24 protein-coding genes (1 of these 24 only partly in view) are annotated in these 20,990 nt (G+C 39.9%); 5 read left to right on the top strand and 19 right to left on the bottom strand.

Annotation, left to right across the window (positions count from 1 at the left end; translation table 11 throughout):
* Positions 1-53, bottom strand: partial view of a glutamate racemase gene (gene murI / locus LOC50_RS12405; RefSeq protein ID WP_069439163.1) — the 5' portion only. 736 nt of this gene lie to the left of the window's left edge; only the first 53 of its 789 coding nucleotides appear in the window; it begins with the start codon at positions 51-53; its stop codon lies beyond the left edge, outside the window.
* Positions 54-119: 66 nt separating this feature from the next.
* Positions 120-1,244 carry a DUF5610 domain-containing protein gene (locus LOC50_RS12410; protein ID WP_250653306.1) on the bottom strand — a complete coding sequence of 375 codons (1,125 nt, stop codon included), beginning with the start codon at positions 1,242-1,244 and terminating at the stop codon, positions 120-122.
* Positions 1,245-1,408: 164 nt separating this feature from the next.
* On the opposite strand from LOC50_RS12410, the gene trmA reads away from it, so the two are divergent.
* Positions 1,409-2,506 (top strand): tRNA (uridine(54)-C5)-methyltransferase TrmA, encoded by a 1,098-nt coding sequence (gene trmA, locus LOC50_RS12415; protein WP_250653307.1) that lies wholly within the window; start codon positions 1,409-1,411, stop codon positions 2,504-2,506.
* 73 nt (positions 2,507-2,579) lie between these two features.
* On the opposite strand, the gene LOC50_RS12420 is transcribed toward trmA, so the two are convergent.
* The 4 genes from LOC50_RS12420 to ccoG form a co-directional block, all read right to left on the bottom strand.
* On the bottom strand, positions 2,580-3,218 hold the full coding sequence (locus tag LOC50_RS12420) for a thiol:disulfide interchange protein DsbA/DsbL (RefSeq protein WP_008113400.1): 639 nt from the start codon (positions 3,216-3,218) through the stop codon (positions 2,580-2,582).
* Positions 3,219-3,237: 19 nt separating this feature from the next.
* Complete coding sequence (locus LOC50_RS12425) at positions 3,238-3,861, bottom strand: thiol:disulfide interchange protein DsbA/DsbL (protein WP_036980428.1); 624 nt, start codon at positions 3,859-3,861, stop codon at positions 3,238-3,240.
* Positions 3,862-3,896: 35 nt separating this feature from the next.
* The gene (locus tag LOC50_RS12430) at positions 3,897-4,871 is read right to left on the bottom strand and encodes a serine/threonine protein kinase (RefSeq protein WP_138626104.1); all 975 of its coding nucleotides are present in this window, start codon (positions 4,869-4,871) and stop codon (positions 3,897-3,899) included.
* Between the two features lie 81 nt (positions 4,872-4,952).
* Positions 4,953-6,383 carry a cytochrome c oxidase accessory protein CcoG gene (gene ccoG / locus LOC50_RS12435; protein ID WP_036980430.1) on the bottom strand — a complete coding sequence of 477 codons (1,431 nt, stop codon included), beginning with the start codon at positions 6,381-6,383 and terminating at the stop codon, positions 4,953-4,955.
* Positions 6,384-6,665: 282 nt separating this feature from the next.
* Between ccoG and LOC50_RS12440 the strand changes: the two genes are divergently transcribed.
* Together LOC50_RS12440 and LOC50_RS12445 are read left to right on the top strand one after the other, a co-directional pair.
* On the top strand, positions 6,666-7,025 hold the full coding sequence (locus LOC50_RS12440) for a hypothetical protein (RefSeq protein WP_069439166.1): 360 nt from the start codon (positions 6,666-6,668) through the stop codon (positions 7,023-7,025).
* Positions 7,025-7,231: a hypothetical protein gene (locus LOC50_RS12445; protein ID WP_138626103.1), complete on the top strand. Its 207-nt coding sequence runs from the start codon at positions 7,025-7,027 to the stop codon at positions 7,229-7,231. The genes LOC50_RS12440 and LOC50_RS12445 overlap by 1 nt, the downstream gene beginning before the upstream one ends.
* A 12-nt stretch (positions 7,232-7,243) precedes the next feature.
* Here the strand turns inward: LOC50_RS12445 and LOC50_RS12450 are convergent, their stop codons facing one another.
* The 13 genes from LOC50_RS12450 to gspC all read right to left on the bottom strand — a co-directional run bounded on the left by LOC50_RS12450 (position 7,244) and on the right by gspC (position 19,273).
* A complete protein-coding gene (locus LOC50_RS12450; protein WP_024601509.1) occupies positions 7,244-7,831 on the bottom strand; it encodes a UPF0149 family protein in 588 nt (195 codons plus the stop codon).
* Positions 7,832-7,853: 22 nt separating this feature from the next.
* Entirely contained in the window at positions 7,854-8,612 is a 759-nt protein-coding gene (locus LOC50_RS12455; RefSeq protein WP_138626102.1) for a type II secretion system protein N, read from the bottom strand.
* 3 nt (positions 8,613-8,615) lie between these two features.
* Positions 8,616-9,089 carry a type II secretion system protein M gene (locus tag LOC50_RS12460; protein WP_013464257.1) on the bottom strand — a complete coding sequence of 158 codons (474 nt, stop codon included), beginning with the start codon at positions 9,087-9,089 and terminating at the stop codon, positions 8,616-8,618.
* Positions 9,086-10,294, bottom strand: a complete 1,209-nt coding sequence (gspL, locus tag LOC50_RS12465; protein ID WP_138626101.1) for a type II secretion system protein GspL — start codon at positions 10,292-10,294, stop codon at positions 9,086-9,088. The genes LOC50_RS12460 and gspL overlap by 4 nt, the downstream gene beginning before the upstream one ends.
* The gene (gspK, locus tag LOC50_RS12470) at positions 10,291-11,277 is read right to left on the bottom strand and encodes a type II secretion system minor pseudopilin GspK (RefSeq protein ID WP_069439169.1); all 987 of its coding nucleotides are present in this window, start codon (positions 11,275-11,277) and stop codon (positions 10,291-10,293) included. Before gspK ends, gspL begins: the two co-directional genes overlap by 4 nt.
* The gene (gspJ, locus tag LOC50_RS12475; RefSeq protein WP_036980439.1) at positions 11,277-11,942 is read right to left on the bottom strand and encodes a type II secretion system minor pseudopilin GspJ; all 666 of its coding nucleotides are present in this window, start codon (positions 11,940-11,942) and stop codon (positions 11,277-11,279) included. Before gspJ ends, gspK begins: the two co-directional genes overlap by 1 nt.
* Positions 11,943-12,317 carry a type II secretion system minor pseudopilin GspI gene (gene gspI / locus LOC50_RS12480; protein WP_016900327.1) on the bottom strand — a complete coding sequence of 125 codons (375 nt, stop codon included), beginning with the start codon at positions 12,315-12,317 and terminating at the stop codon, positions 11,943-11,945. It lies immediately after the preceding gene.
* Positions 12,317-12,904, bottom strand: a complete 588-nt coding sequence (locus LOC50_RS12485; RefSeq protein WP_013464252.1) for a prepilin-type N-terminal cleavage/methylation domain-containing protein — start codon at positions 12,902-12,904, stop codon at positions 12,317-12,319. The genes gspI and LOC50_RS12485 overlap by 1 nt, the downstream gene beginning before the upstream one ends.
* 49 nt (positions 12,905-12,953) lie before the next feature.
* The gene (gene gspG, locus LOC50_RS12490) at positions 12,954-13,376 is read right to left on the bottom strand and encodes a type II secretion system major pseudopilin GspG (protein WP_016900325.1); all 423 of its coding nucleotides are present in this window, start codon (positions 13,374-13,376) and stop codon (positions 12,954-12,956) included.
* A 69-nt stretch (positions 13,377-13,445) separates the two neighbouring features.
* The gene (gene gspF / locus LOC50_RS12495) at positions 13,446-14,681 is read right to left on the bottom strand and encodes a type II secretion system inner membrane protein GspF (protein WP_036980442.1); all 1,236 of its coding nucleotides are present in this window, start codon (positions 14,679-14,681) and stop codon (positions 13,446-13,448) included.
* Between the two features lie 2 nt (positions 14,682-14,683).
* On the bottom strand, positions 14,684-16,249 hold the full coding sequence (gene gspE / locus LOC50_RS12500; protein WP_069439170.1) for a type II secretion system ATPase GspE: 1,566 nt from the start codon (positions 16,247-16,249) through the stop codon (positions 14,684-14,686).
* Positions 16,242-18,305 carry a type II secretion system secretin GspD gene (gene gspD / locus LOC50_RS12505; protein WP_250653308.1) on the bottom strand — a complete coding sequence of 688 codons (2,064 nt, stop codon included), beginning with the start codon at positions 18,303-18,305 and terminating at the stop codon, positions 16,242-16,244. The genes gspE and gspD overlap by 8 nt, the downstream gene beginning before the upstream one ends.
* 23 nt (positions 18,306-18,328) lie before the next feature.
* Positions 18,329-19,273 carry a type II secretion system protein GspC gene (gene gspC / locus LOC50_RS12510; protein WP_036980448.1) on the bottom strand — a complete coding sequence of 315 codons (945 nt, stop codon included), beginning with the start codon at positions 19,271-19,273 and terminating at the stop codon, positions 18,329-18,331.
* 196 nt (positions 19,274-19,469) lie between these two features.
* Here gspC and hslR point away from each other — a divergent pair, with 196 nt between their 5' ends.
* On the top strand, positions 19,470-19,892 hold the full coding sequence (gene hslR / locus LOC50_RS12515; protein WP_036980450.1) for a ribosome-associated heat shock protein Hsp15: 423 nt from the start codon (positions 19,470-19,472) through the stop codon (positions 19,890-19,892).
* A 12-nt stretch (positions 19,893-19,904) separates the two neighbouring features.
* On the top strand, positions 19,905-20,750 hold the full coding sequence (gene hslO, locus LOC50_RS12520; RefSeq protein WP_013464245.1) for an Hsp33 family molecular chaperone HslO: 846 nt from the start codon (positions 19,905-19,907) through the stop codon (positions 20,748-20,750).
* Positions 20,751-20,990: the final 240 nt, after the last annotated feature.

Consider the following 20,990-nt stretch of genomic DNA (forward strand, 5'->3'; position numbering starts at 1 on the left):
AGCACGGTGGTTCCACCTATACCTGAATCAAATACCATGATGTGCGCTGACAAACTACCATTCCTACTCTTTACTAAGAACGGCAGTTTGCCATGTGGCTTTTGTAAAAGAAAGTAGTTTTACTCAGTGCCTAGCTTTGCAGTAGCGGCGCTTAATTTATCTAAGTTTTCAAACATGGTGTTAGTGTAATCAACCAGTTTATCTATTTCTTGTTGATCTTGATTTAGCCATTGAATGATACCTGATAGCTGGCTTTCTAATCCTAGGGTGTGCGCTTTAGAGTAAGCCGATTTTAGATCATCATTAAAAGGGGCAACACTTTCGGCAATGGCTTTTTCTGATGCTGGCTTAATTTGTTCATACTCTTTAATGGCAGCAACGGTTTTGCTTTGACGTAAGTCCATTGAGAATGCCACCAGCTGTTCATTCCCTAAACTGAGTTCTTGGGCTTGTTCAAATGCTTTGTCTAAATCGCCACTGAAAAAGGTTTTACTGACATCTTGTAACTCTGCCATTAAATCATTTATGGCTTGCTGCTCGTCTTCATTAAGCTCACCATTTACTGACATCGAGAAAGAGAGCTCACGGGATTCAGAAAATTGCGTACTAAATGATTGTGAATCATCTGTTTGTTGATAGCGACTAGATGATTGCGATTGATAAGCATCTGCAAAGCTAATACTCACCTCATCACCTTCTGCTGTGGTGAATGTGTAATCAGCAGTATTGCTTAAACTTACATATTGCGCCTGACTTACAGTTACGCTTGCAGGTTGAGGGTTAAATAAGTTCTGCTCAAATTTATCGAGGCCCCTAAAGATACCCTCTTTAGATTTATCAATACCCTCTTCAAGTTCTTGATTAAATACGCCCATGCCTTTTAGTTCATCCACAGCCTCATCAACACCCGTTTGCACTCCTTTACGTGCCTGATTTAGCATATCTTGCAGTTTGTCGTTATCGGCACCATTGGCTTTGGCTTTTTTTACCGAGCTTGTCACAAAGTCTAAAACATTTTTGACTACTTCATTAAAATCAAACAATGGTTTGTCTTTTTTCGCTTCAGCAACCGGCAAGCCTAATTCTTTTGCCATTTTGTCACCCAATACGGCAGCTGCCAATTCATTTCCGCGTTGCTGATAACTAGTTGGTGGAGAGTCTATTTTAGGCTGTGGCATTGCTTGTTTAGTATTGTATTTATTGGCATTGCTGTTTGGAACAAAACTAAAGTTACCTATTTTCATGAGAGGACTCCTATTTAGACTTACTCTTATATCGACCAAGAAAGCCTATACTGTAGTAAAATGCTCAAAAAAAGCTCACTATATTTGATCAAAACTAGACAAATACGCTTCGCCCCCTACAATATCGCCGATAAACAGATCTCAACGATAAGGTTATACCGTTAATGGCAGTTATAAATATAGATACCACGCAGTACGATGCACAATTAAATGAAAAAGAGCAGCGTATTACAGAGCAATTCCAACATTTTGGTGTAAAACAGTTAGAAGTATTTAGCTCTGAGCCCATTAACTACCGCCAACGTGCAGAATTTAGAGTATGGCACGATGGTGACGATCTGTTTCATATTATGTTTGATCAACAAACAAAAGATAAAATACGTGTTGATACCTTTGACCCTGCAGCTCCTTTAGTAGGTGAAGTTATGCAGGTGATGATTGAAAATTTAAAAGGCTGCGAAGTACTGCGTCGTAAATTATTTCAAATAGATTATTTATCAACCCTCAGTGGTGAAATTTTAGTGAGCTTGCTATATCACAAGCCACTTGATGAACACTGGTTAACTGAGATCAATGCCTTAAAAGAAAAACTAAGTAGCCAGTACAAAATTGACTTTATTGGCCGTGCACGTAAGCAAAAAGAAAAATTGGGCGATGACTTTGTTACTGAGCGCTTAATGGTGAATGGCCAAGAGCTAATCTATCAGCAGGTAGAAAATAGCTTTACTCAGCCTAATGCGAAGGTGAATATTAAAATGTTAGAGTGGGCACAAGAGTTATGTAAACCACTAAACAATGATTTACTAGAGCTGTATTGTGGTAACGGAAACTTTTCAATTGCACTTGCAGGCTCATTTAATAAAGTGCTGGCAACAGAAATATCAAAATCGTCTGTGCATTCAGCGCAATATAATATTGCTCAAAACAAAGTAACTAACTTAGATATTATTCGCATGTCGAGCGAAGAGTTTACTCAGGCAATGAAAGGCGAGCGTACTTTCTCTCGCCTAGATGGCATTGACCTTAGTAGTTACAACTGCCAAACCATTCTAGTCGACCCACCTCGTGCCGGCATGGACACGCTTACGTGTGACTTAGTGGCTAACTATGAGAATATTATTTATATATCATGTAACCCAGACACATTAGAGCGCGACCTTGATCACTTAACGCAAACCCATGAGGTTAAGCGCTTTGCAATATTTGATCAGTTCCCTTATACACACCACATTGAATCTGGTGTGTTTTTACAACGTAAATAAAAAAAGCATTAAACAGCGCACGTTGTAAAAATAAAAAAGCTCCTTAAGGAGCTTTTTTATTTAACCAAATTACTTATTTATTTGCTAAGTAATTAATGAGTGCGCTTACATCTTCTGGCGATGAAATGCCTGACTCACCACCTAGGTTAAGCTTGTATTTACCATTAACGATAAACGTAGGAACGCCACGAAGTGCTCCTTTGCCTTTAAAGTAATCTTGGTCACGTTTCATTTTAGAGCTAAGTGTACGTACCGAGAAGCTTTCAAATAATTTATCAAACTTGTCGCCATCTACGCCTTGCGCTAAGAATACGTCTTTTACATCTGCCAACTCATTAAATCGTGCGCGCTTTGCATGGATATGATCAAACATCGCTGAAATAATTTTATCTTTTTGTGGTAGTACTTCAGCAGTAGCTAATGCTTGGCTGATCATGGTTTGATGTTCTGGGTCACGTACACCCACAAAATCTACATGACTTTTCTTAAACTTTACGTTTTTATCTAGCTTAGGTTTGATTTCGGCCAGCAGTGGTTCCATGTTATTACATGCAGGACAGTAAAAAGAGAAAAACTCTTTTACTTCTGGTTTTCTCGTTGCACGATCAGAGACGACATCGTAATGTACGCCCTCTTCGTAAGTGGCAGCAAAACTGGTTGCAGCTAAAGGGAGTAATACAGCAAGTAACCCTGCTTTAACTAATTTGATCATTATTGTGGTGCTCCAAAAATTATAGTTTTAGTAAAAAGCTAATTAACTCATCAAGTTCTTGTTGGCTCTTGATTGTATTAATATTGATTTTATATTTGTCATTTACGATAAATGTAGGTACGCCAGTTAATGCGCCAAGCTCAGAATATTTATTCTGCTTATCTTGCATGGCACGTTCAGCTGCTATGATAGGCAAACTAGCAATATCATTATCAAATGTGCTGTTATCAATTGCGTTAAGCTCTAATAACTTCTTAACGTCTTTAATTTCTGTTAATGGTGCACGCTGAATATGGATGCTTTTAAAAATTTGCGCTGTTACTGCTTCGGCTTGACCATGCTTTTTTGCGATTAAGTAAGCAAAGCTTAAATTACTTTGCGCTTGTGGTGAAACGCCTCCCAAAAAGTTGACATGATTTTTTACAAATTCAGCCCCTTCAGGTAAGTTTTCTGCAATCCCTTTGGCTACCGGCTCAAATTTAAAACAATGTGGGCAATAGAAAGAGAAAAACTCGGTTACATTCGGGGTTTTACTTTTTTCAACATCAATTACAGTGTATTGATTACCCGCTTCAAAGTTAGCAGCTAATGCTGCAAAAGGTAAACATAGGATCAGTAAACTTAGTTTTAATTTTTTAAGCATGAATATCTCGTTATACTTCTTTTAAAATAAAAATATTATGGCAATAATTTTAACGGGGCTTCTTGCAAAGCTGCAAACTGCTCTTTAAGCGCTAAAATTTGTTGCTCCCAGTATTTGTCATCTGCAAACCATGAAAAGTTCCGTACAAAAGCAGGATCACTCCAACGTTTTGCAACCCAACCCATGTAATGAATCATACGCATGGCGCGAAGCGGTTCGATCAGCTTCAGTTGTGAGTGATCAAAATCACAAAACTCTTCATACGCATTCACTAAAGTGTCTAACTGTAACAGCTGTGTTTGTCGATCGCCACTGAGCATCATCCATAAATCTTGAATTGCAGGTCCTTGGCGGCTATCGTCTAAATCAACAAACATCAGCGCATCCCCAGCCCATAAAATATTACCAGCATGGCAGTCTCCGTGTAAGCGAATACTATCTACATTTTTATATTGCAGCTGCGCTTGGGCAATGACTAAATCTAAAATAGTGTAAAAGGAAGTCTCTAATCCCATAGGGACTAACTTACTTTTTTGTAAATGAACTTTAGCTGTATCTAAATATTCATCACAAGTAATGGTCGGTCTTTGGGTAAAGGGTTTCGTTTTGGCTACTTGATGCATACGACCGATTAAACGCCCGAGCACATCGAGTTGATCTAAATTGTCCACCTCAAATAAACGCCCGCCTACACTTGGGAACAAAGTAAATAAATACCCTTGATGTTCAAACAAGCTTTGCCCATTGTGTTTTATTGGCGCCACCACCGGTACTCCAGCGGCGGCTAGCTCAAAAGCAAAGTCATGCTCTTCTTGAATTTGCGCTTTGCTCCAGCGCTCAGGGCGATAAAACTTAACGACGTAACGCTTTGCACCCTCGGCCACAAATTGATACACCCGATTCTCGTAGCTATTTAGCGCTAACAACCCTGACTCAGCATAAATATCCACGCTTTCTATGGCATCCAAAATAAGATCTGGGGTTAAGTCAATAAAGCTAAATTTACTCATATACTTCTTATATAAAAAGAAAAGCGGGAATATCCCGCTTTTTTGTTAATAACAGTGCTCGTTTGCCTTTAATAAAGCGACTTATCGTGCCTTAAAAAAGTTGCTTGGCTGCGATATTTTATTATCGGGCTCGTTTATTGGCGACAACACAAAGTTAAACTCGGTCATTGGCGCTTTTAAATCATAAGGATCCATTACCAGTGATAGCGGTACATTATGCGATTCACCAGCGTTTACTGTAAAGGTAGTATCACCTAAGTATTTATAATTATCTAACCCGGTTACATCAATAGAGAATGTTTGCTCGTATTGTGCTTTGTTAATTACTTTTAAGGTGTAGGTGTTTTCAACTAAACCATTAAAATCGACACGATACAACTGATTGCGGTCGCGAATAATATCAAAGTCCATGGTTTTACGCATGGCGATATTAGCAACCAGCGCACCGGTAAGTAAGATTAAAATAACACTGTAACCAATCAGCTTTGGGCGCAGCGGATGGGTTTTATTCTCCGGTGTTTCTAAATTACGCTCGGTGGTGTAAGAGATAAGGCCCCGAGGGTAATTCATTTTATCCATTACGCCGTCACAGGCATCAATACAAGCACCACAATTTATACACTCATATTGCAGACCATTACGAATATCGATCCCGGTTGGGCAAACCTGCACACACAAGTTACAGTCAATACAGTCACCTAAACCCAACTCTTTTGGGTCTTGTTTACGCGAACGTGGCCCGCGGTTTTCACCACGCGCTTCATCGTAGCTTACAGTAAAGGTGTCTTTATCAAACATTGCTGACTGAAAACGTGAGTATGGGCATATATGTAAACACATAATTTCGCGCATCCAACCCGCATTACCATAAGTACAAATAGTAAATACAATAATACTAACTAAGGCATAACCGCCCACATTAAAGGTAACAAATTCAGGCAGTAGTTCGCGAATAGGCGTGAAGTAACCAACAAACGTTAACGCAGTATATAAAGAAAATAGTACCCAACTAGTGTGTTTAGCTGTTTTACGCCAGAACTTGTCAAAATCCATCGGCCGTTGATCTAACTTTTTACGTTGGTTAGCGCTGCCCTCAAACTTTTCTTCAAACCAAATAAAAATGAAGGTCCATACTGTTTGCGGACATGTATAGCCACACCACACTCGACCATAAAAAGTGGTAACCAGAAATAAGGCAAACGCTGCTAGCATAAATATAAATGCAAGAATGGTGAAATCTTGTGGCCACAGGGTTAAGCCAAAAATATTAAATTTTTGCTCCATTAGCTCAAATAAAACAGCTTGTTGACCGTTAAAGTTGATCCAGGGCAATAACATAAACGCCAGCATGCCTAAAAAGCCAATACGTTGTCTTAGTAATTGATGGAGCCCTGAAACAGCACGCACATAAATACGGTTGCGTGGGTTAAATCTATCTTCTTGTCGGCTCAGATCGGGTTTTTGGATCTTAACCTCTGTTGGTATGTTTTTTACTTTAATTTGCTTATCCATTGAAGTTCCTCAACGCCGCTAGGAAATAAAAATTCAGCAATCTTTTTGTACTTTTCGCCTAAGTGTAGCAACTTACATGCTAAACATAATACGCTTTAGGTCGCACTTGTATACTTTCAGATATTTCAGAAATATCTAATTACTCCCCTTATTATACGCATATTGGCTAAAATTACTGACTAGATTGCTAATAATTTATTCAACTTGTGACTTGCTTTTAAGGTGTATTTTATTACACTTGCCGGCTACTAACGTGGTGTTTGGATCAAGGTTTGTGTATTTATGAAGAAATTTTTTATACTAGTGGTTGTGATCCTAGCATTTTTTACCATTGATCACCCCTTGGTAAAAGAGCCTCGTGAGCGCTTACTCGGTGATGGTATAGGCTTGTTAAGCAGCACAACTAAAGTTGATCGTTTTCCTGTCGCAACCATGACAAGAAACAAAATCAATAAACAGTTAGCACTTTCAAGATCCGAAGAAGACTATATTAATAAAACGTTTACCAATGATGAGTCAGTAAAGTTGTTTGAACTACGCTATTGTCGTCAAGGCGATCTAAACCTTTACTTTTATTCAGAACGTTTAACAACGGTATGTCGCATTATCAAAGAGTCATTAGCGCAATCGAGAGTGAAATAATGGATTTTTCTGGATTAAATAAAAAAGCAAGTAACTCATTTCACAAACATCGCACTATGCTTAAGCAGTTGGCACAAGGTAAAACAATCAAATGTGAGCATTGCCAGGGTGTATTAACGTTAAATTTAGCCACCAGCAAACCTGGTAAGGGAGTAATACAGTGCAAACAAGGTTGCACTGATATTGAATTAGAGATTGGCGCTTAAGGCTGTAACTACTTATTCATCCCACCCTTCATCGGTATACAAACCACTATTAAGCGCGACAATTTCTATAAGTTCAGCAAAACCTAACGCAAAGTCGCCCATTAATTCATACTGCTGCGCACACAAATGTAATTCATCGATATTATTTTGCTGTGCAATCTGTGCAATCGTTGGTTTATCTAATGCAAAAAAGCTAAGAGTCGCCTGTGCACTTTCAAGCGCTTGCTTGTATTGAATATCTAGTTGCTCACTCTGAAGTAACTTATGAGTATACGTTTGGCTTGCAGTTAAAAAACCTGCAGACCACTGCTGACAAAACTCAAGGTCAAACTCAGCGGGTAACTTATAACCAAGTTCAAATACTTGTTCACTTACTTGGTGATGTAATGCCATAAACAAAAACAACATGTCTTCATCAAGGTCATTCGCGGTATTAGGGAGAATTTGCTCTAACCATTGATGTACTTCTAATGGCTCAGGTGAACAAATAGTGCCAAATAAATAACCTTGGCTTTGAATAAGGCTCATAGCGCCAGGCTGGGTAGTTAAAAACTCGCTGAGCAGCTTGGCGTGCTGCTCAGTAAACTGAGGTATTTGCATTAAAACTCTTTTTTGTAAAATATTAAAATTTAAGTGGATACCGACCTTGGTTATCTGGTCTACCTAAAAACTTCACCGCGTCATGGACTTCTTTCGGTAAAGTGAGATCAGGTTTAACATATCCCGCTACTTTAAAATCAAAATTGGCTTTTAGTGTAGCATCAGCCTCTAACCCTAATCTATTATTTGGCTCGATAAGTATGGCTACATCGCCCGACTTACAACTTAGTTTACCGCTTAAATCGCCTATATTAAACCAGCCAGCTAGTCCTTGCACATCAATATCAGGGCTGGCTATTTCACCTTGTAATGATTGGCAATAAGGAGCGCCTGAAACATACTCATCGAGCTCTAAAATAACGCGTCCTTTAGCAGTAACCGGTAACGGTAAATCAATGCGCTGCATAGTGCGCTCAACCGTTGAACGCACTACAGTATCAGTTATTCTAAGTTCATCATTTGTAAGAGAATAACTAATATCTGCATACCCAGAAATGTCATCACGTTCGCGAGGATTACCAAAACGTAAGTTAGTATTCACTTGAGCTTTAAAGATTGACCAGCCTGATATATCCCAACGTACATTATTCAACTGTTCACCTTGAAAGCGAAGCTGCATTATTTGACCTTGCCATAGCGTACCAAAAGTTTGCCCTACCTCTAACTGCGCAGGTAAGTAAGGTTTAGCAAAATTTAAAGCCACTGCAGCGGGCAATTTTATAACGCTAAAAACAAGAAAGCTAATTACAAAAACGATGGATAAAATTATTATTTTTTTCATTAACTACTTCTCTAATACTAAACGGCTAACGCGTACATAACCGGATTTATCATCTTGGCTTAAATCTAAATTTTCTACGCTTAAACCATGCTGATTAACCAGCTCGTCAATCCATTGGATTAATTGATTAAACTCCACTGAGTCGAGTGTTAAACGAAGTGAATTATCATTTGGCTGCATTTTACTAATATTAATGCTGTAACGACCGCGCGTATTATTCACTATTTGGCTGAGGTTTTGATTGCTCACCGCTTGCGCTTTTCCTGCTGCTTTAAGTTTAACGATACTGTCGTCTACCCATGCTAGCAATTCTTGTTGTTTTATTTGTGATTGTTGCGCATTTTCTATTGCCGTATTTAAGGGTCTAAATATACCCATTACCAAAACAAAAATAATAAATACACCACCCGCAACCATTATTAACTGCTGCTCTTGTTCTTTTAATGAACCCCAATATTTCATGAACTGTTGTTTCATTGTGCACCTCGCAGTCTAATTTCGCCGACGATATAATCACCATCATTATTTAACGACCCCTGCTCAACAGTCACACCTTGCTGCTCAAGAATGGCTTTAACCTTACCAAAGGTTTGAAAGTCTTTTGCACGAGCACGAATACGTAATTCATTACGGCGCTTATCAAAACGTAAGGTTTGCGGTGTAAATTCGCTCACTTGTGAAAATACACTCACCAGCTTGCTGGTTAAATCTAAAAAGCCAGCATCGCTCGTACCTTGTACTTTATCCAGTGCTCCCTGTATTTGATTTTTAATTAAGTGAGGGCGCACCCGCGTGCCTGGAAAGGCTTTTTGAAATCGCTCTACTACTTGTGATTTAGCTACCTCAAGCTGCGAATCAAGCTGATGTAATTCAACCGCTTTAATAGCCACACTCGATAGCAAAGCAATAACACTAATTATGGTGGCACTTTTCCAGTAACCCCACCATAAAGCCGTTTTCTTTTTAATCGTGTAAGGCCCTTGACGCAAATTAAATTTAAGCTGATCTAACTGCTTAGCAAATAATGCTAACGGCAGCTCATAGTCACTGGTTTGCGGATGCAAGGTAAGCGTTTCGGGAAATTGCTCTGCAGGGCTGTAATGTTTTATATCAGGGTTACCTAAAGCCGTTAGATACTCCTTTAACCAGCTGCTTTCAACCGCACCGATATGCCAGTCACCTTTTTTAAATAGCCATTGCTTGTTGAGCTCAATTGCCGCTACACAAGGCTCTTCTGCACTGGGCAATAACAAGCCATCTGGCACTATTTTATGAGCACTGAGCTGGTGTTGCTCAAACACCTCTAACCAGTGCTCAAACCAATCACGGTTCATTAGCGCAACCCTAATTGCATGCTGCGCTTCAACCATTGTCGGTTCCCCTAGCGCTATATAGATATCGTCTATATCACAGGCAATATCCTCTTCGAGCATATAAGGCAGTGCTTGCTCTAGCTTACGGTTCCATTTAGTTGGCAGTATCACCGTTTTTAATTGCACTTGGTCGCATGGTAAAAGTACCACGAGCTCTCGGGTTGATGCTTTTTCAGTTAACTCACTTAACTGGCTGGCATTTTGTAACTCGCCACTGGCTATTATTTCTTGTTCTTGTGGTGAGTATATTAACCAGTTAAGTAAGTCTTGTTCGGTTTGACCCGTGCGGATCAACAGTATCTCTGTCACTGTACGCCTCCAAATTTTCGCGCCAGTATCGTTACCTCGCCATTGCTGGCATACAGTAATGTGGTCATCGAAAAACGCAAATCAACAAATTTTGCCTGCGTTTGTAATTTAAAATATTCACTTTTCACACTAAAAAGTTTTTCTACTGCTTTGATGTTTTTACCACCTTGTTGTAATACAGATTCAAAAAACTCTTCAATATTATCAAAACCATTTTCAGGACGCGCTGCAATTACCGCTTGAGCGCCTGAAACACTAAGTTCATCTATTAAGCCACTGAGTAATAATGCTTGCTCTTCAGTGATTGTATTAACATTGATTGAAAGTAATGTGCTACCTGGGATCACACAGACAAAAGGCAGCACTTTTTCCATAACCAAAGGATTAAACCCTTTAATTAAACGCAGTTCAGACACCGATGCAAATAAGCTATTAGCCGTCATATATGGAAACTGACGCGATAAATACTCGCCTTCTTCAGCTCCTGAGCGATAGGTTATACTGTTCTCATCAAGCCAATCAAACACACTGTCGGCCATCCCTTCTTCTGATTCATCACTGGGTAAATCATCTATATTTTCTAAAATAGCAAACAACGCTTTATGTGCAGGGTTCGTTTTATTACCGCTATTTGGGTCTGGCTCAACCCCAAGCGCGTTTAAATTTAAACACGCTTGTAAATCAGTCAACTGGCCGCTTAACGTGCCGTTCTCAACAGGGTACTTTACATCACCTTGCTTTGCCCACAGCTGCGCTAAGGTGGTTTTTTCTGGATCGTCTTTTTTACTTTGAATTAAGCCTTTAATAGCTAATTCTTCAGCACCATAGGCATACCATTTCGCTTGTTGCTGACTTTGTAAGTTAGTACTTCTTTGTACTTGCACCATTAAATTAGCACTCATTTCAACGGCTAAAATAGCTGCAAGCGCTACAATAAATAATACAATAACCAAAGCCGCGCCGCGCGAAGATTGTTGGTTCATCAAGGCGTACCTCGGCCATTAGGTTGCGACGGGTTAGTCCCCTCAGTTACTGGTTTAGGTAGCTCTTTACCGAGTCCTGGCACTAAAAACACACGCCTAATTGGTTCTGCGTTCATTTGCTTTAACGTTACAGCTACCGCTTTAGGTAACGCCTTAATTTGCCAGTTTTCTTGCCACTCTGCGTTACCATCTAAAAACTCAAATTTAAGCTCTTCTACGTCAGCTAAAACAACTTGGCTACGAGGCTCCATATTATCGAGTTGATCAACATAAATGCGATATACGCGTTCTAACTTGTCATCAATGACGCGATAACCAACAGCTTGTAACTCTGAGCGAGGAAGTAAGTTAATGGGATTCATCCAACCATCACGTACAAAGGCAATACCATCAAGCTGGCTTTCTATAATGTAGCGTCCAGCAAGTAAGTATCCCTCTTGAAAATCTCCAGCTTCATTACGTACTTGGCGTTTAGTCATTTGGCTAAAGTCTTGATCCATCAATCTAAATGCAGTTTGTAAGCTATTTAGTTCAGCAATTTTTTCATCTGATGCTTGTTTAGCTCGCGTTGTGGTATCAAGTATTTGGTGGGTGGCCATAATCACAAACGCCAACACACCCAGTGCCACCATCACTTCTAATAATGTAAAACCGCGCTGCTTCACTTAAGGCTTACCTTTATTTAAGTAAGTGCTTAACTCATAAATTGAATTTTCATACTTATCATCCGTAAACACATTAATAGTGACTTTTACAAAGCTCTTGTCGGCAGTGGGCACAACATCTTGGCGCCAAAACCATTCAATACCCGCCATCATCTCACTGCCGCGGGTACCATTTTTACCTTGCCATTTTTCGCCTTTCGTTCGTTGTTCTACCAATACATTCTCAGCGACCCATGAGCCATACGTTTGTTCTTCAATACTTGATAAGTGATGAATATGCTCACCGGTTGCTTGCATTGCCGCAATACCAGCCATGGCACAAATACTCAGTGCAACTAAGACTTCTAATAATGTAAACCCGTGGTATTTTTTCATTATTGGGGCTCTCGACGAAAATCGACTGGGGCTGCAAATTTACCTTCAATAAAGTACACCGGCTCTGGCTGATCTTTTAATTCAAGCATGAGCTGAAACGCACTTACATCGGCAGAGGATAAAATAAGTACTTGCGGTACTTTTAACTTTTTAAGCTCTAATAAACTATCTTCATTGTTACCACTCATTAGCTCACGCCAATTTGACTGCTCTAGTAAGTTATCTTGTGCCCAAGGTAGGTCTTCAAGATTAAGTGTTAATTTAAATTGGGGTTCGATCTCAATTGGCTTAAATAAAGCTTCACGATCAAAGCTAATCCATTTTTCGCCATCAAAAACTAAAAATTCAAGCGTATTTTGCTCAACTAAAAGGCCTAATTCTATTTGATTAAGCACCGCAAATTCCGATGCGGCATTAATGGTGGTATGCAGCCTATTTGCTTGCTTGTCTAACGCTTCTTCAGCGCCGCCATCTAAGCTGTATACCACCATTTTGGTGGCAAAGGCGATGATCACCAATACCACTAAAATTTCTATTAAACTAAAACCATAATGCTTTGCACTCAGGTGCTTAGGGCTTACCTGCATGGCAAGCCCCAATGTATTATGTTTAAGTGCATGGTAAAGTTATTGGTCATTACTGCTTATCTTCATCCCAATTACCAATGTCATCTTCGGTGGCTGGTTCGCCATCTGGACCCATCGAAAAGATATCAAATTTACCTATTTCTCCAGGACTGATTAATTGGTAATTATTACCCCATGGATCTTCTGGTAACTTGCTAATAAAGCCACCATCAGGAAAACGCTTAGGAATGGGCTCAATACTGGTTTTAGTAACTAATGCCTCTAAACCTTGCTCTGTACTTGGGTAGCTTTTATTTTTAAGCTTGTACAAACTCATAGCATCTTCTAACTGCTGAATATCTAAATGCGCTTTATCAATAGCCGCTTCTTCTTGCTGGCCCATAATATTAGGTGCCACAATCGACATGATCATACCGATGATAACCAGTACCACCATGACTTCTAATAAAGAAAAACCTGATTGTTTATTCACGTTATTACCTCGTTATTCTAAAAACACTAAGCAAAAATGATTTGTTTAAATCATTAATATAAAAAATACTTAAAGACCTACGGCCTTGTTCATTGCCATAATTGGCTGCAAAATTGCCATTACTATGAACAGCACAATCACTGCCATAGACGCAATCATTGCCGGTTCCAATAATTTTAATGACACATTAACCATACTTTCAAACTCGCGATCTTGATTGTTAGCAGCACGCTCTAACATTTGCTCAAGTTCACCGGACTTTTCACCACTGGCTATCATATGTAGCATCATTGGTGGAAACAACTTAGTTTGCTGTAGTGAAGCACGAAGACTCGCCCCTTCACTAACTCTTTCTGCGGCATCAGCCACTGCTTGCTTTATTTTTTCGTTAACCAACACCCCGCCTGAAATACGCATTCCTTCAAGTAGCGGCACTGAGCTTGACGATAAAATACTTAATGTACGGGCAAAGCGCGCCGTGTTAATCCCTCTGGCAACCTTACCTATGCCTGGCATATGTAATACTTTTGCATCCCACCAAAACCGTACTTTAGGCTTTTTAAGTGCATATTTAATTCCAATAGCAATCGCTGTGATCGCTAATAAACTAACAAACCAATAGTTTTGTACAAAATGACTACCCGCCATGACCCATTCGGTTGTCCAAGGTAATACTTGTTTGGTTTTTTCAAACGTTTTTAGTATTTTAGGCACCACAGTACCTAATAATACTGAAACAATACCAATAGCGAACACGACCAAAATAATGGGATACACCATCGCTTGCGTAATTTGGCTACGCATGTGTTGGCGTTGCTCGGTGTAATCAGCCAATCTGTTAAGTACTTGATCTAAGTGACCTGACTTTTCACCTGCGGCCACCATTGCACGGTATAAATCGTCAAATACGTGCGGAAATTCACTCATCCCATCAGCAAGCGTATACCCTTCCACCACTTTAGAGCGCACAGACATTAACATACGTTTTAGCCGTGGTTTTTCACACTGCTCAGCAACCGCCATCACGGCACCCTCAACGGGTAAGGCTGACTGAATTAGGGTTGCAAGTTGACGTGTAATCAAAGCAAGATCTGACGTTGATATTGTCGGCTTAAATAAAGAGCCTAATAATGGCGCTTTTTGACCTCGAACTTGTTTATCATCTTGCGCAGCTGGCAGCACCTCGAGGGGGGTTAGCTTTTGATCGCGTAAAAGTTGGCGAACTTGCTTTGCTGTATCCGCTTCTAAAATTCCTTTTTTTTCTTTTCCCCGGCCATCTAATGCACGGTATTCAAACGCCGCCATTGTTAGCCTTCCTCACGGGTTACGCGTAATACTTCTTCAAGCGTTGTTTTACCCGCAAGTACGCGGCTGCAGCCATCTTGACGAATACTTGGGCTGCGTTTACGAATATATTTCTCTACGCTTTGCTCACCTTTACCGCTGTGGATCATTTCACGAATGGTTTCGTCGACAACTAATAATTCGTGAATACCTGTACGACCACGATAACCGTTAAAGTTACACTTTTCACACCCTACCGCGCGGTAAATCGTCGGAGCATTGTCAAACGGTACGCCGAGTAATTCACATTCACGCTCATCTGCAATATGCCCTTCTTTACAGCTATTGCATAAGGTACGTACTAAGCGCTGTGACAATACGCCGAGTAATGATGACGACAATAAGAATGGCTCAACACCCATATCTTCCATACGGGTAATTGCACCTGAGGCGGTATTAGTATGCAATGTAGACATAACTAAGTGACCAGTCAGCGATGCTTGTACACCAATTTGAGCGGTTTCTAAGTCACGTATTTCACCAACCATAACCACATCAGGATCTTGACGTAAAATAGCGCGTAGGCCACGGGCAAAAGTCATATCAACCTTGGTATTAACCTGTGTTTGGCCAATACCTGGAATTTCATACTCAATGGGATCTTCAACCGTTAAAATATTGCGATCCCGCGAGTTAATTTGACTCATACCCGCATATAAAGTAGTACTTTTACCAGAGCCTGTAGGGCCTGTAACTAAGATTATACCGTGAGGCTTACTAATTAAATCAGCAAATAGCTCTCGGTTTTTCGCGGTCATGCCTAAATCTTCAAGGTTTAAACGCGCATTGTTTTTATCAAGCAAACGCAATACGACTCGCTCACCAAAGCTCGATGGCATGGTCGACACACGCACATCTACAGCGCGCCCTGCAATACGTAAACTAATACGGCCATCTTGCGGTATGCGTTTTTCTGCAATATCGAGTTTGGCCATTACTTTAATACGCGATACCAGCAAAGAGGCTAATTTACGATTAGGTTTTAAAACTTCTTTGAGTACGCCATCCACTCGAAAACGAATAACCAGTTCTTGTTCAAACGTTTCAATGTGGATATCAGAGGCTCCTTCTTTAATGGCCTCACTCAACATGGCATTAATGAGTTTGATAATAGGCGCATCGTCATCACCAGCAAGTAAGTCTTCAGTTTGAGGAAGCTCATCAGCTAGTGAGAATAAATCAACCTCATTACCAATGTCTTCCATCATTTGCTGAGTTTCTGAGCTATCACGTTGATACGATGCTTCTAATAATAGCTCAAACTTATCATCTTCTAGTTGCTCAAGTGTAAAGCCATGTCCTGCAATACGGCGCACTTCTAATAATACATCAACATCCAACTCGCCACGGTAGTAAACAACTCGGTTATCCTTATGTTTACTAAGTAACGCACCTACTCGTCTGGCATATGAAAACGGCAAACGCTTTGCTGGCAGCTCAATTAAGTCATCTTGAGCAAGCTGTTCATCATCACTGTGAGTAATTGGATGAACAACATCTTGATTAATATCTTCTATCGCATTAGTCATCATTACGCTCTTGTGCATTTTGTTTGCGTAAATGCTCTTCGTAGGTAGGAGGTAGCACTAGTTCGTCATTCCACTCAGGTAAAATAGGCGTGTCTGACTTTGGCATCAAATTAATACCATCTTCACGTTTTTTAAATTGCTCGCCGCGAATAAAGTTATATTTATTAAAGCTAAGTTTATTCATGTTAACGCCATCGCGAATAATGGTCGGTCTTATAAATACAATAAGATTACGCTTACGCTTTGTTGTATTAGTTGACTTAAATAAGTGCCCTAAAATAGGGATGTCGCCGAGTAATGGTACTTTTGACACGCTTTCTTGTACATCTTCATCTATCAAGCCGCCTAATACCACCATGCCGCCATCATCTGCCATTACGGTTGTTTTAATTGCGCGCTTATTAACTGAAATATCAACTGCCGTTGCACCACTTACACTAGAAACTTCTTGCTCAATGGTTAATTGCACTGCAGAACCATCATTAATTTGCGGTGTCACTTTAAGTTTTATACCCACTTCTTGGCGCTCAACCGTTTGGAATGGGTTCGTATTATTACTACCTGTTTGCGAGCCAGTAATAATTGGCACTTCTTGGCCAACTAAAATAGACGCTTCTTCGTTATCCATAGTGGTAATAGAGGGAGTCGCTAGAATATTAGAATTAGTATCAGTTGAAACCGCTTGTACGATTGCGCCCCAATCGTTTTTAATCACACCCATGGCTAAACCATTAATACCACCAAGTAATGATGCAAGCGGGCCGTAGTCGCCTTCAGTTGTTTCATCATATTCGGTAACAGTACCCGTCTCTGTTCCAATAATCGTTTTAGTTACTGTTTTATCACGAGCTTGCTCAGCAGCTACAGCTAAGGCACCGACAGGCACAGTGGTACCATTATTAAATTGCAGCATGCCGCCTTCTTCTGAAATCCATTGCAGGCCAAAGTTAACGCCATCGCCTTCCATTACTTCAATAATAATGGCTTCCACGAGTACTTGCGCGCGGCGAATATCTAAGCGCTCTATCACCGATTCTAGTGAACGCATCGTATCTGGCTGAGCGGTAATAACTAATGAATTAGAATCTGGGTGAGCTTCAATGCTAGTGTCGTTTTTATTACTACTACGTGATTTAGCAGCTCCACCTTGCGTGTCCTCTGCTAGCGATTTGCTCACACCTTGGAGTACTTTTACTAAATCTTCGGCCTTTGCGTAATTGAGGTAAAACACTTTGGTATTACCTTGGCTTTCCAGCTCACCATCTAAACGTTTAATGAGCTCAATGGCCCGTGTGCGTGCTTGGCCTTCACCACTGACAATCACACTATTAGTACGACCATCAGCCACTACTTTAGGAATTAAAAACTCAGGTACGCTACCCTTACCACTATCTTTATAGATATTTTCAACTACTGAGACAACATCATCAGCCGTTGCAAACTTGAGCTTAACGATATCGACTCGCTTATCACCCGCTTGGTCAACAGAGCGAATAATTTCTACTAAGCGGTTCACCGAGGCTGCATGACCAGTTAGCATCATTACGTTGGCCGCATTAAAGTTAGCAACGTGACCACCGTCTTTTTGGTCGCTAAATTGGCGAACTAAAGGACCTAATTCTTGTACGCTGACATTTTTAACTCGTACAACCCGTGTAATCATCATATCGCCAAGCGCTTGGCTATCAGCAGTAATTAATGGCACATTTGACTTTTTGGCATCTGAGCTTTTTTCTATTTTTATTATGTTGTTATCCATTTCGACGGCTGAATAACCGTAAACTTCTAAAACATTTAAAAAGAACTGATAATAAAGTGCCTCATCCATTAATTCATAACTGCGTACATTTACTTTGCCACGCACGTTAGGATCAATAATGATGGTTTTATTAAGGTTTTTGCCAACAATATTAATAAACTCATTAATATCTGTGCCCTTAAAGTTAGCAGCGTATTCAACAGCAGCAACCGACATAGAAATACTTGCCGCTAAAAAAAGTGCTGCATACTTAGCTAACCCTTTTTTAATTTTTTTGAGGTGTAGCACCTGAACCATTATGTTAAAACTCCAAAGCTAAGTTATTGCAGACTAAATAGTACATCTATTTGCTCACCATCACGCTCTATTGTGATAGTTGCATCTGTACTGTTTCGCAGCTCATTCATTGCTGCCATTGCCTGTTTTAAATCTGTTAATTGATAACCGTTAATTGCCACGGCTAAATCGTTATTTTGTAATCCCATTTGTTTAAATAGTTCGGGCTCTTTACCAGGACTCAAACGATAACCTATAAGCTCCCCATCATTCATCGCTTGAGAAACACGTATATAATCAAATAGCTTGCCAGGTTCTTCTAAAAGCTCTTCGCGAGTTTCTATTAATGCTTCTTTCACCTCAAGGTTGGCAGTGGCATCAATTTGTTCATCGCTTTGTGCTGAAGGCGCTAAAGGCCCCATTTCAGACTCATCTCGCGCAGCGAGTACCGGCATAGACACTGTTTTGGTAAAGTCGAGCCCATCAAGCATTAAGGTTTCAAAGCGACCACTTACATCTAGAATCACACGATCTGGGAGTATTTGCGATACTTTTGCACGTGTACCTTGCACCACATCCTCTACTAAATAACTCGTCTGGCGACCTTGCGATTCAATAATAGCCATTCCCGCCTTATCATCATTACTAACAGCAACAATACCGGTTAAGTTAATACTAAGACGCGTTTCAGGGGCATTATTAATGACTTTAGTTTGCGAAGCAGTATTGGTGTTTTTTGTTACATTTACTTTACCAAATACAAATTGCTCAATGATCGAATCTATAGACTGGTTATTGCCACCCACAGCTTGGTTAGAATAGCTGATAGGGGCAAGAGGAGACATTACTGGCTGCGGCCATAATAGCCACATCAGTTTTGATAATAAAAATGCAATATAAACAACAACTAAAACCATAACCATTGCGCTTAATTTCGCATGCGGTAAACGGTTTAATAACTGCTTAAATTGTTGAACGTGCTGTTCCATAGGTAGTGTTCTTATTTTAATTTATAACGAAATCACTCAGCCATAGTACCTTTTCATTTTTCATTCAACAAGCACGCTAATATTAAACTTTGTAAACAGATTGATTTATTTATCGTATCAGCTATCAAGCAATAGCTACATGCGGTAACGGTTTCGTGATAATTTACCTAGGCAGTTAATTTACTAGGGATGTTTTATGACAAAGAAAACTAAACTCAATGACAGCTCAGAAAACGCTGACGCACTTAAAGTGAGGTTGGACAAATGGTTATGGGCGGCTCGATTTTATAAAACGCGTGCAATAGCTCGAGAAATGGTACAAGGCGGCAAAGTACATTATAATGGGCAACGCAGTAAGGCTAGTAAAATTGTAGAAATTGGCGCAGTTATAAAGCTAGCCCAGGGCGTTGATGAAAAAACTGTCACAGTATTAAATATACTTGAAAAGCGCCAAAGCGCCCCCATTGCACAGACCTTGTATCAAGAATCTGATGCAAGTATTGCTAAGCGTGAAGAAAATACTATCGCACGCAAAAATAACAGCTTCTTTGCACCTCATCCGGTTAAAAAGCCTGATAAAAAGCAAAGACGCGAACTTTTAAAAATGAAATCAAGTTAGGTATAGCCGCTCATGCAACAAGATTTACTTCATCGCTATTTATTCGACAATCTCGATGTTCGTGGCGAACTCGTACAAATAGACAACGCTTACAATGAAATGATTGCTAAACACAATTACCCAGAGCCCGTTAAAGCATTACTAGGTGAGCTGCTTGTTGCAACCTGTTTATTAACAGCAACATTAAAGTTTGAAGGCGAAATTGCCGTTCAACTACAAGGTGATGGGCCGGTAAAATATGCCGTTATTAACGGTGACGACCAACAAAATATGCGTGGCATAGCACGACTTCAAAGTGAAGTGACAGGGTCAACAGTTAGAGAGCTTATAGGCCAAGGTTACATGGTTATCACTATTACTCCAACGCAAGGGGAGCGTTACCAAGGTATAGTGCCTTTAGAGCATGATACCTTAAGTGAATGTATAGAAAGCTACTTTGAGCAATCTGAGCAATTAAAAACGCGCCTTTGGTTTGCAACCGACACCACAGAGGGAAGCGCCAAAGCATGTGGGCTATTTTTACAAGTGCTACCTGTTGATAAACAAAAGTCGATTGAAGATTTTGCTCACTTAGAAGCACTCAGCAATACCATTAAAGATGAAGAGCTATTAGAGCTCGATGCCAATACTATTTTAACGCGTCTTTATCATGAAGATAATCCACGCGTATTTGATCCTCAACCAATTCAATTTAAATGTGGCTGTAACCGTGAAAAAACGATGACGGCTTTAGTTAATGTTGGTCAACAAGCGCTTTTGGACGATGTTGAAAAAAATGGTGAGATTAAAATTAGCTGCCATTACTGTTTAAAAGATTATGTGTTTAACGAGCAAGATATAAAAAGTATATTTAACTAATCTACTTTTATAAAACACAGCACAAAATAGCCATAATTTTTTATGGCTTTTTTGTGCCTAAAAAATGACACCGGTATCACAAGCTGAGTATTTTTCATGACACCGGTATCATTGAAATTATTCATGTTTTTTCTTAATTTATATGTTTTTACGGCGTTTATAAGCTCGAATATCCTTAATCCATCTGTTACTATATTTGCAGCTTAAAGGTTACTAAGACCCAGAGCTATCCCGTTCAAT

The sequence above is a fragment of the Pseudoalteromonas sp. SCSIO 43095 genome, from assembly GCF_023650455.1.
In the GTDB taxonomy this organism is placed as follows: domain Bacteria; phylum Pseudomonadota; class Gammaproteobacteria; order Enterobacterales; family Alteromonadaceae; genus Pseudoalteromonas; species Pseudoalteromonas tetraodonis.

What these genes read in the sequence shown, in the direction of transcription:
- LOC50_RS12410 (WP_250653306.1), bottom strand. Translation starts at nt 1,244, where the DNA reads ATGAAAATAGGTAACTTTAGTTTTGTTCCAAACAGCAATGCCAATAAA.
- trmA (WP_250653307.1), top strand. Translation starts at nt 1,409, where the DNA reads ATGGCAGTTATAAATATAGATACCACGCAGTACGATGCACAATTAAAT.
- LOC50_RS12420 (WP_008113400.1), bottom strand. Translation starts at nt 3,218, where the DNA reads ATGATCAAATTAGTTAAAGCAGGGTTACTTGCTGTATTACTCCCTTTA.
- LOC50_RS12425 (WP_036980428.1), bottom strand. Translation starts at nt 3,861, where the DNA reads ATGCTTAAAAAATTAAAACTAAGTTTACTGATCCTATGTTTACCTTTT.
- LOC50_RS12430 (WP_138626104.1), bottom strand. Translation starts at nt 4,871, where the DNA reads ATGAGTAAATTTAGCTTTATTGACTTAACCCCAGATCTTATTTTGGAT.
- ccoG (WP_036980430.1), bottom strand. Translation starts at nt 6,383, where the DNA reads ATGGATAAGCAAATTAAAGTAAAAAACATACCAACAGAGGTTAAGATC.
- LOC50_RS12440 (WP_069439166.1), top strand. Translation starts at nt 6,666, where the DNA reads ATGAAGAAATTTTTTATACTAGTGGTTGTGATCCTAGCATTTTTTACC.
- LOC50_RS12445 (WP_138626103.1), top strand. Translation starts at nt 7,025, where the DNA reads ATGGATTTTTCTGGATTAAATAAAAAAGCAAGTAACTCATTTCACAAA.
- LOC50_RS12450 (WP_024601509.1), bottom strand. Translation starts at nt 7,831, where the DNA reads ATGCAAATACCTCAGTTTACTGAGCAGCACGCCAAGCTGCTCAGCGAG.
- LOC50_RS12455 (WP_138626102.1), bottom strand. Translation starts at nt 8,612, where the DNA reads ATGAAAAAAATAATAATTTTATCCATCGTTTTTGTAATTAGCTTTCTT.
- LOC50_RS12460 (WP_013464257.1), bottom strand. Translation starts at nt 9,089, where the DNA reads ATGAAACAACAGTTCATGAAATATTGGGGTTCATTAAAAGAACAAGAG.
- gspK (WP_069439169.1), bottom strand. Translation starts at nt 11,277, where the DNA reads ATGAACCAACAATCTTCGCGCGGCGCGGCTTTGGTTATTGTATTATTT.
- gspI (WP_016900327.1), bottom strand. Translation starts at nt 12,317, where the DNA reads ATGAAAAAATACCACGGGTTTACATTATTAGAAGTCTTAGTTGCACTG.
- LOC50_RS12485 (WP_013464252.1), bottom strand. Translation starts at nt 12,904, where the DNA reads ATGCAGGTAAGCCCTAAGCACCTGAGTGCAAAGCATTATGGTTTTAGT.
- gspF (WP_036980442.1), bottom strand. Translation starts at nt 14,681, where the DNA reads ATGGCGGCGTTTGAATACCGTGCATTAGATGGCCGGGGAAAAGAAAAA.
- gspE (WP_069439170.1), bottom strand. Translation starts at nt 16,249, where the DNA reads ATGACTAATGCGATAGAAGATATTAATCAAGATGTTGTTCATCCAATT.
- gspD (WP_250653308.1), bottom strand. Translation starts at nt 18,305, where the DNA reads ATGGTTCAGGTGCTACACCTCAAAAAAATTAAAAAAGGGTTAGCTAAG.
- gspC (WP_036980448.1), bottom strand. Translation starts at nt 19,273, where the DNA reads ATGGAACAGCACGTTCAACAATTTAAGCAGTTATTAAACCGTTTACCG.
- hslR (WP_036980450.1), top strand. Translation starts at nt 19,470, where the DNA reads ATGACAAAGAAAACTAAACTCAATGACAGCTCAGAAAACGCTGACGCA.
- hslO (WP_013464245.1), top strand. Translation starts at nt 19,905, where the DNA reads ATGCAACAAGATTTACTTCATCGCTATTTATTCGACAATCTCGATGTT.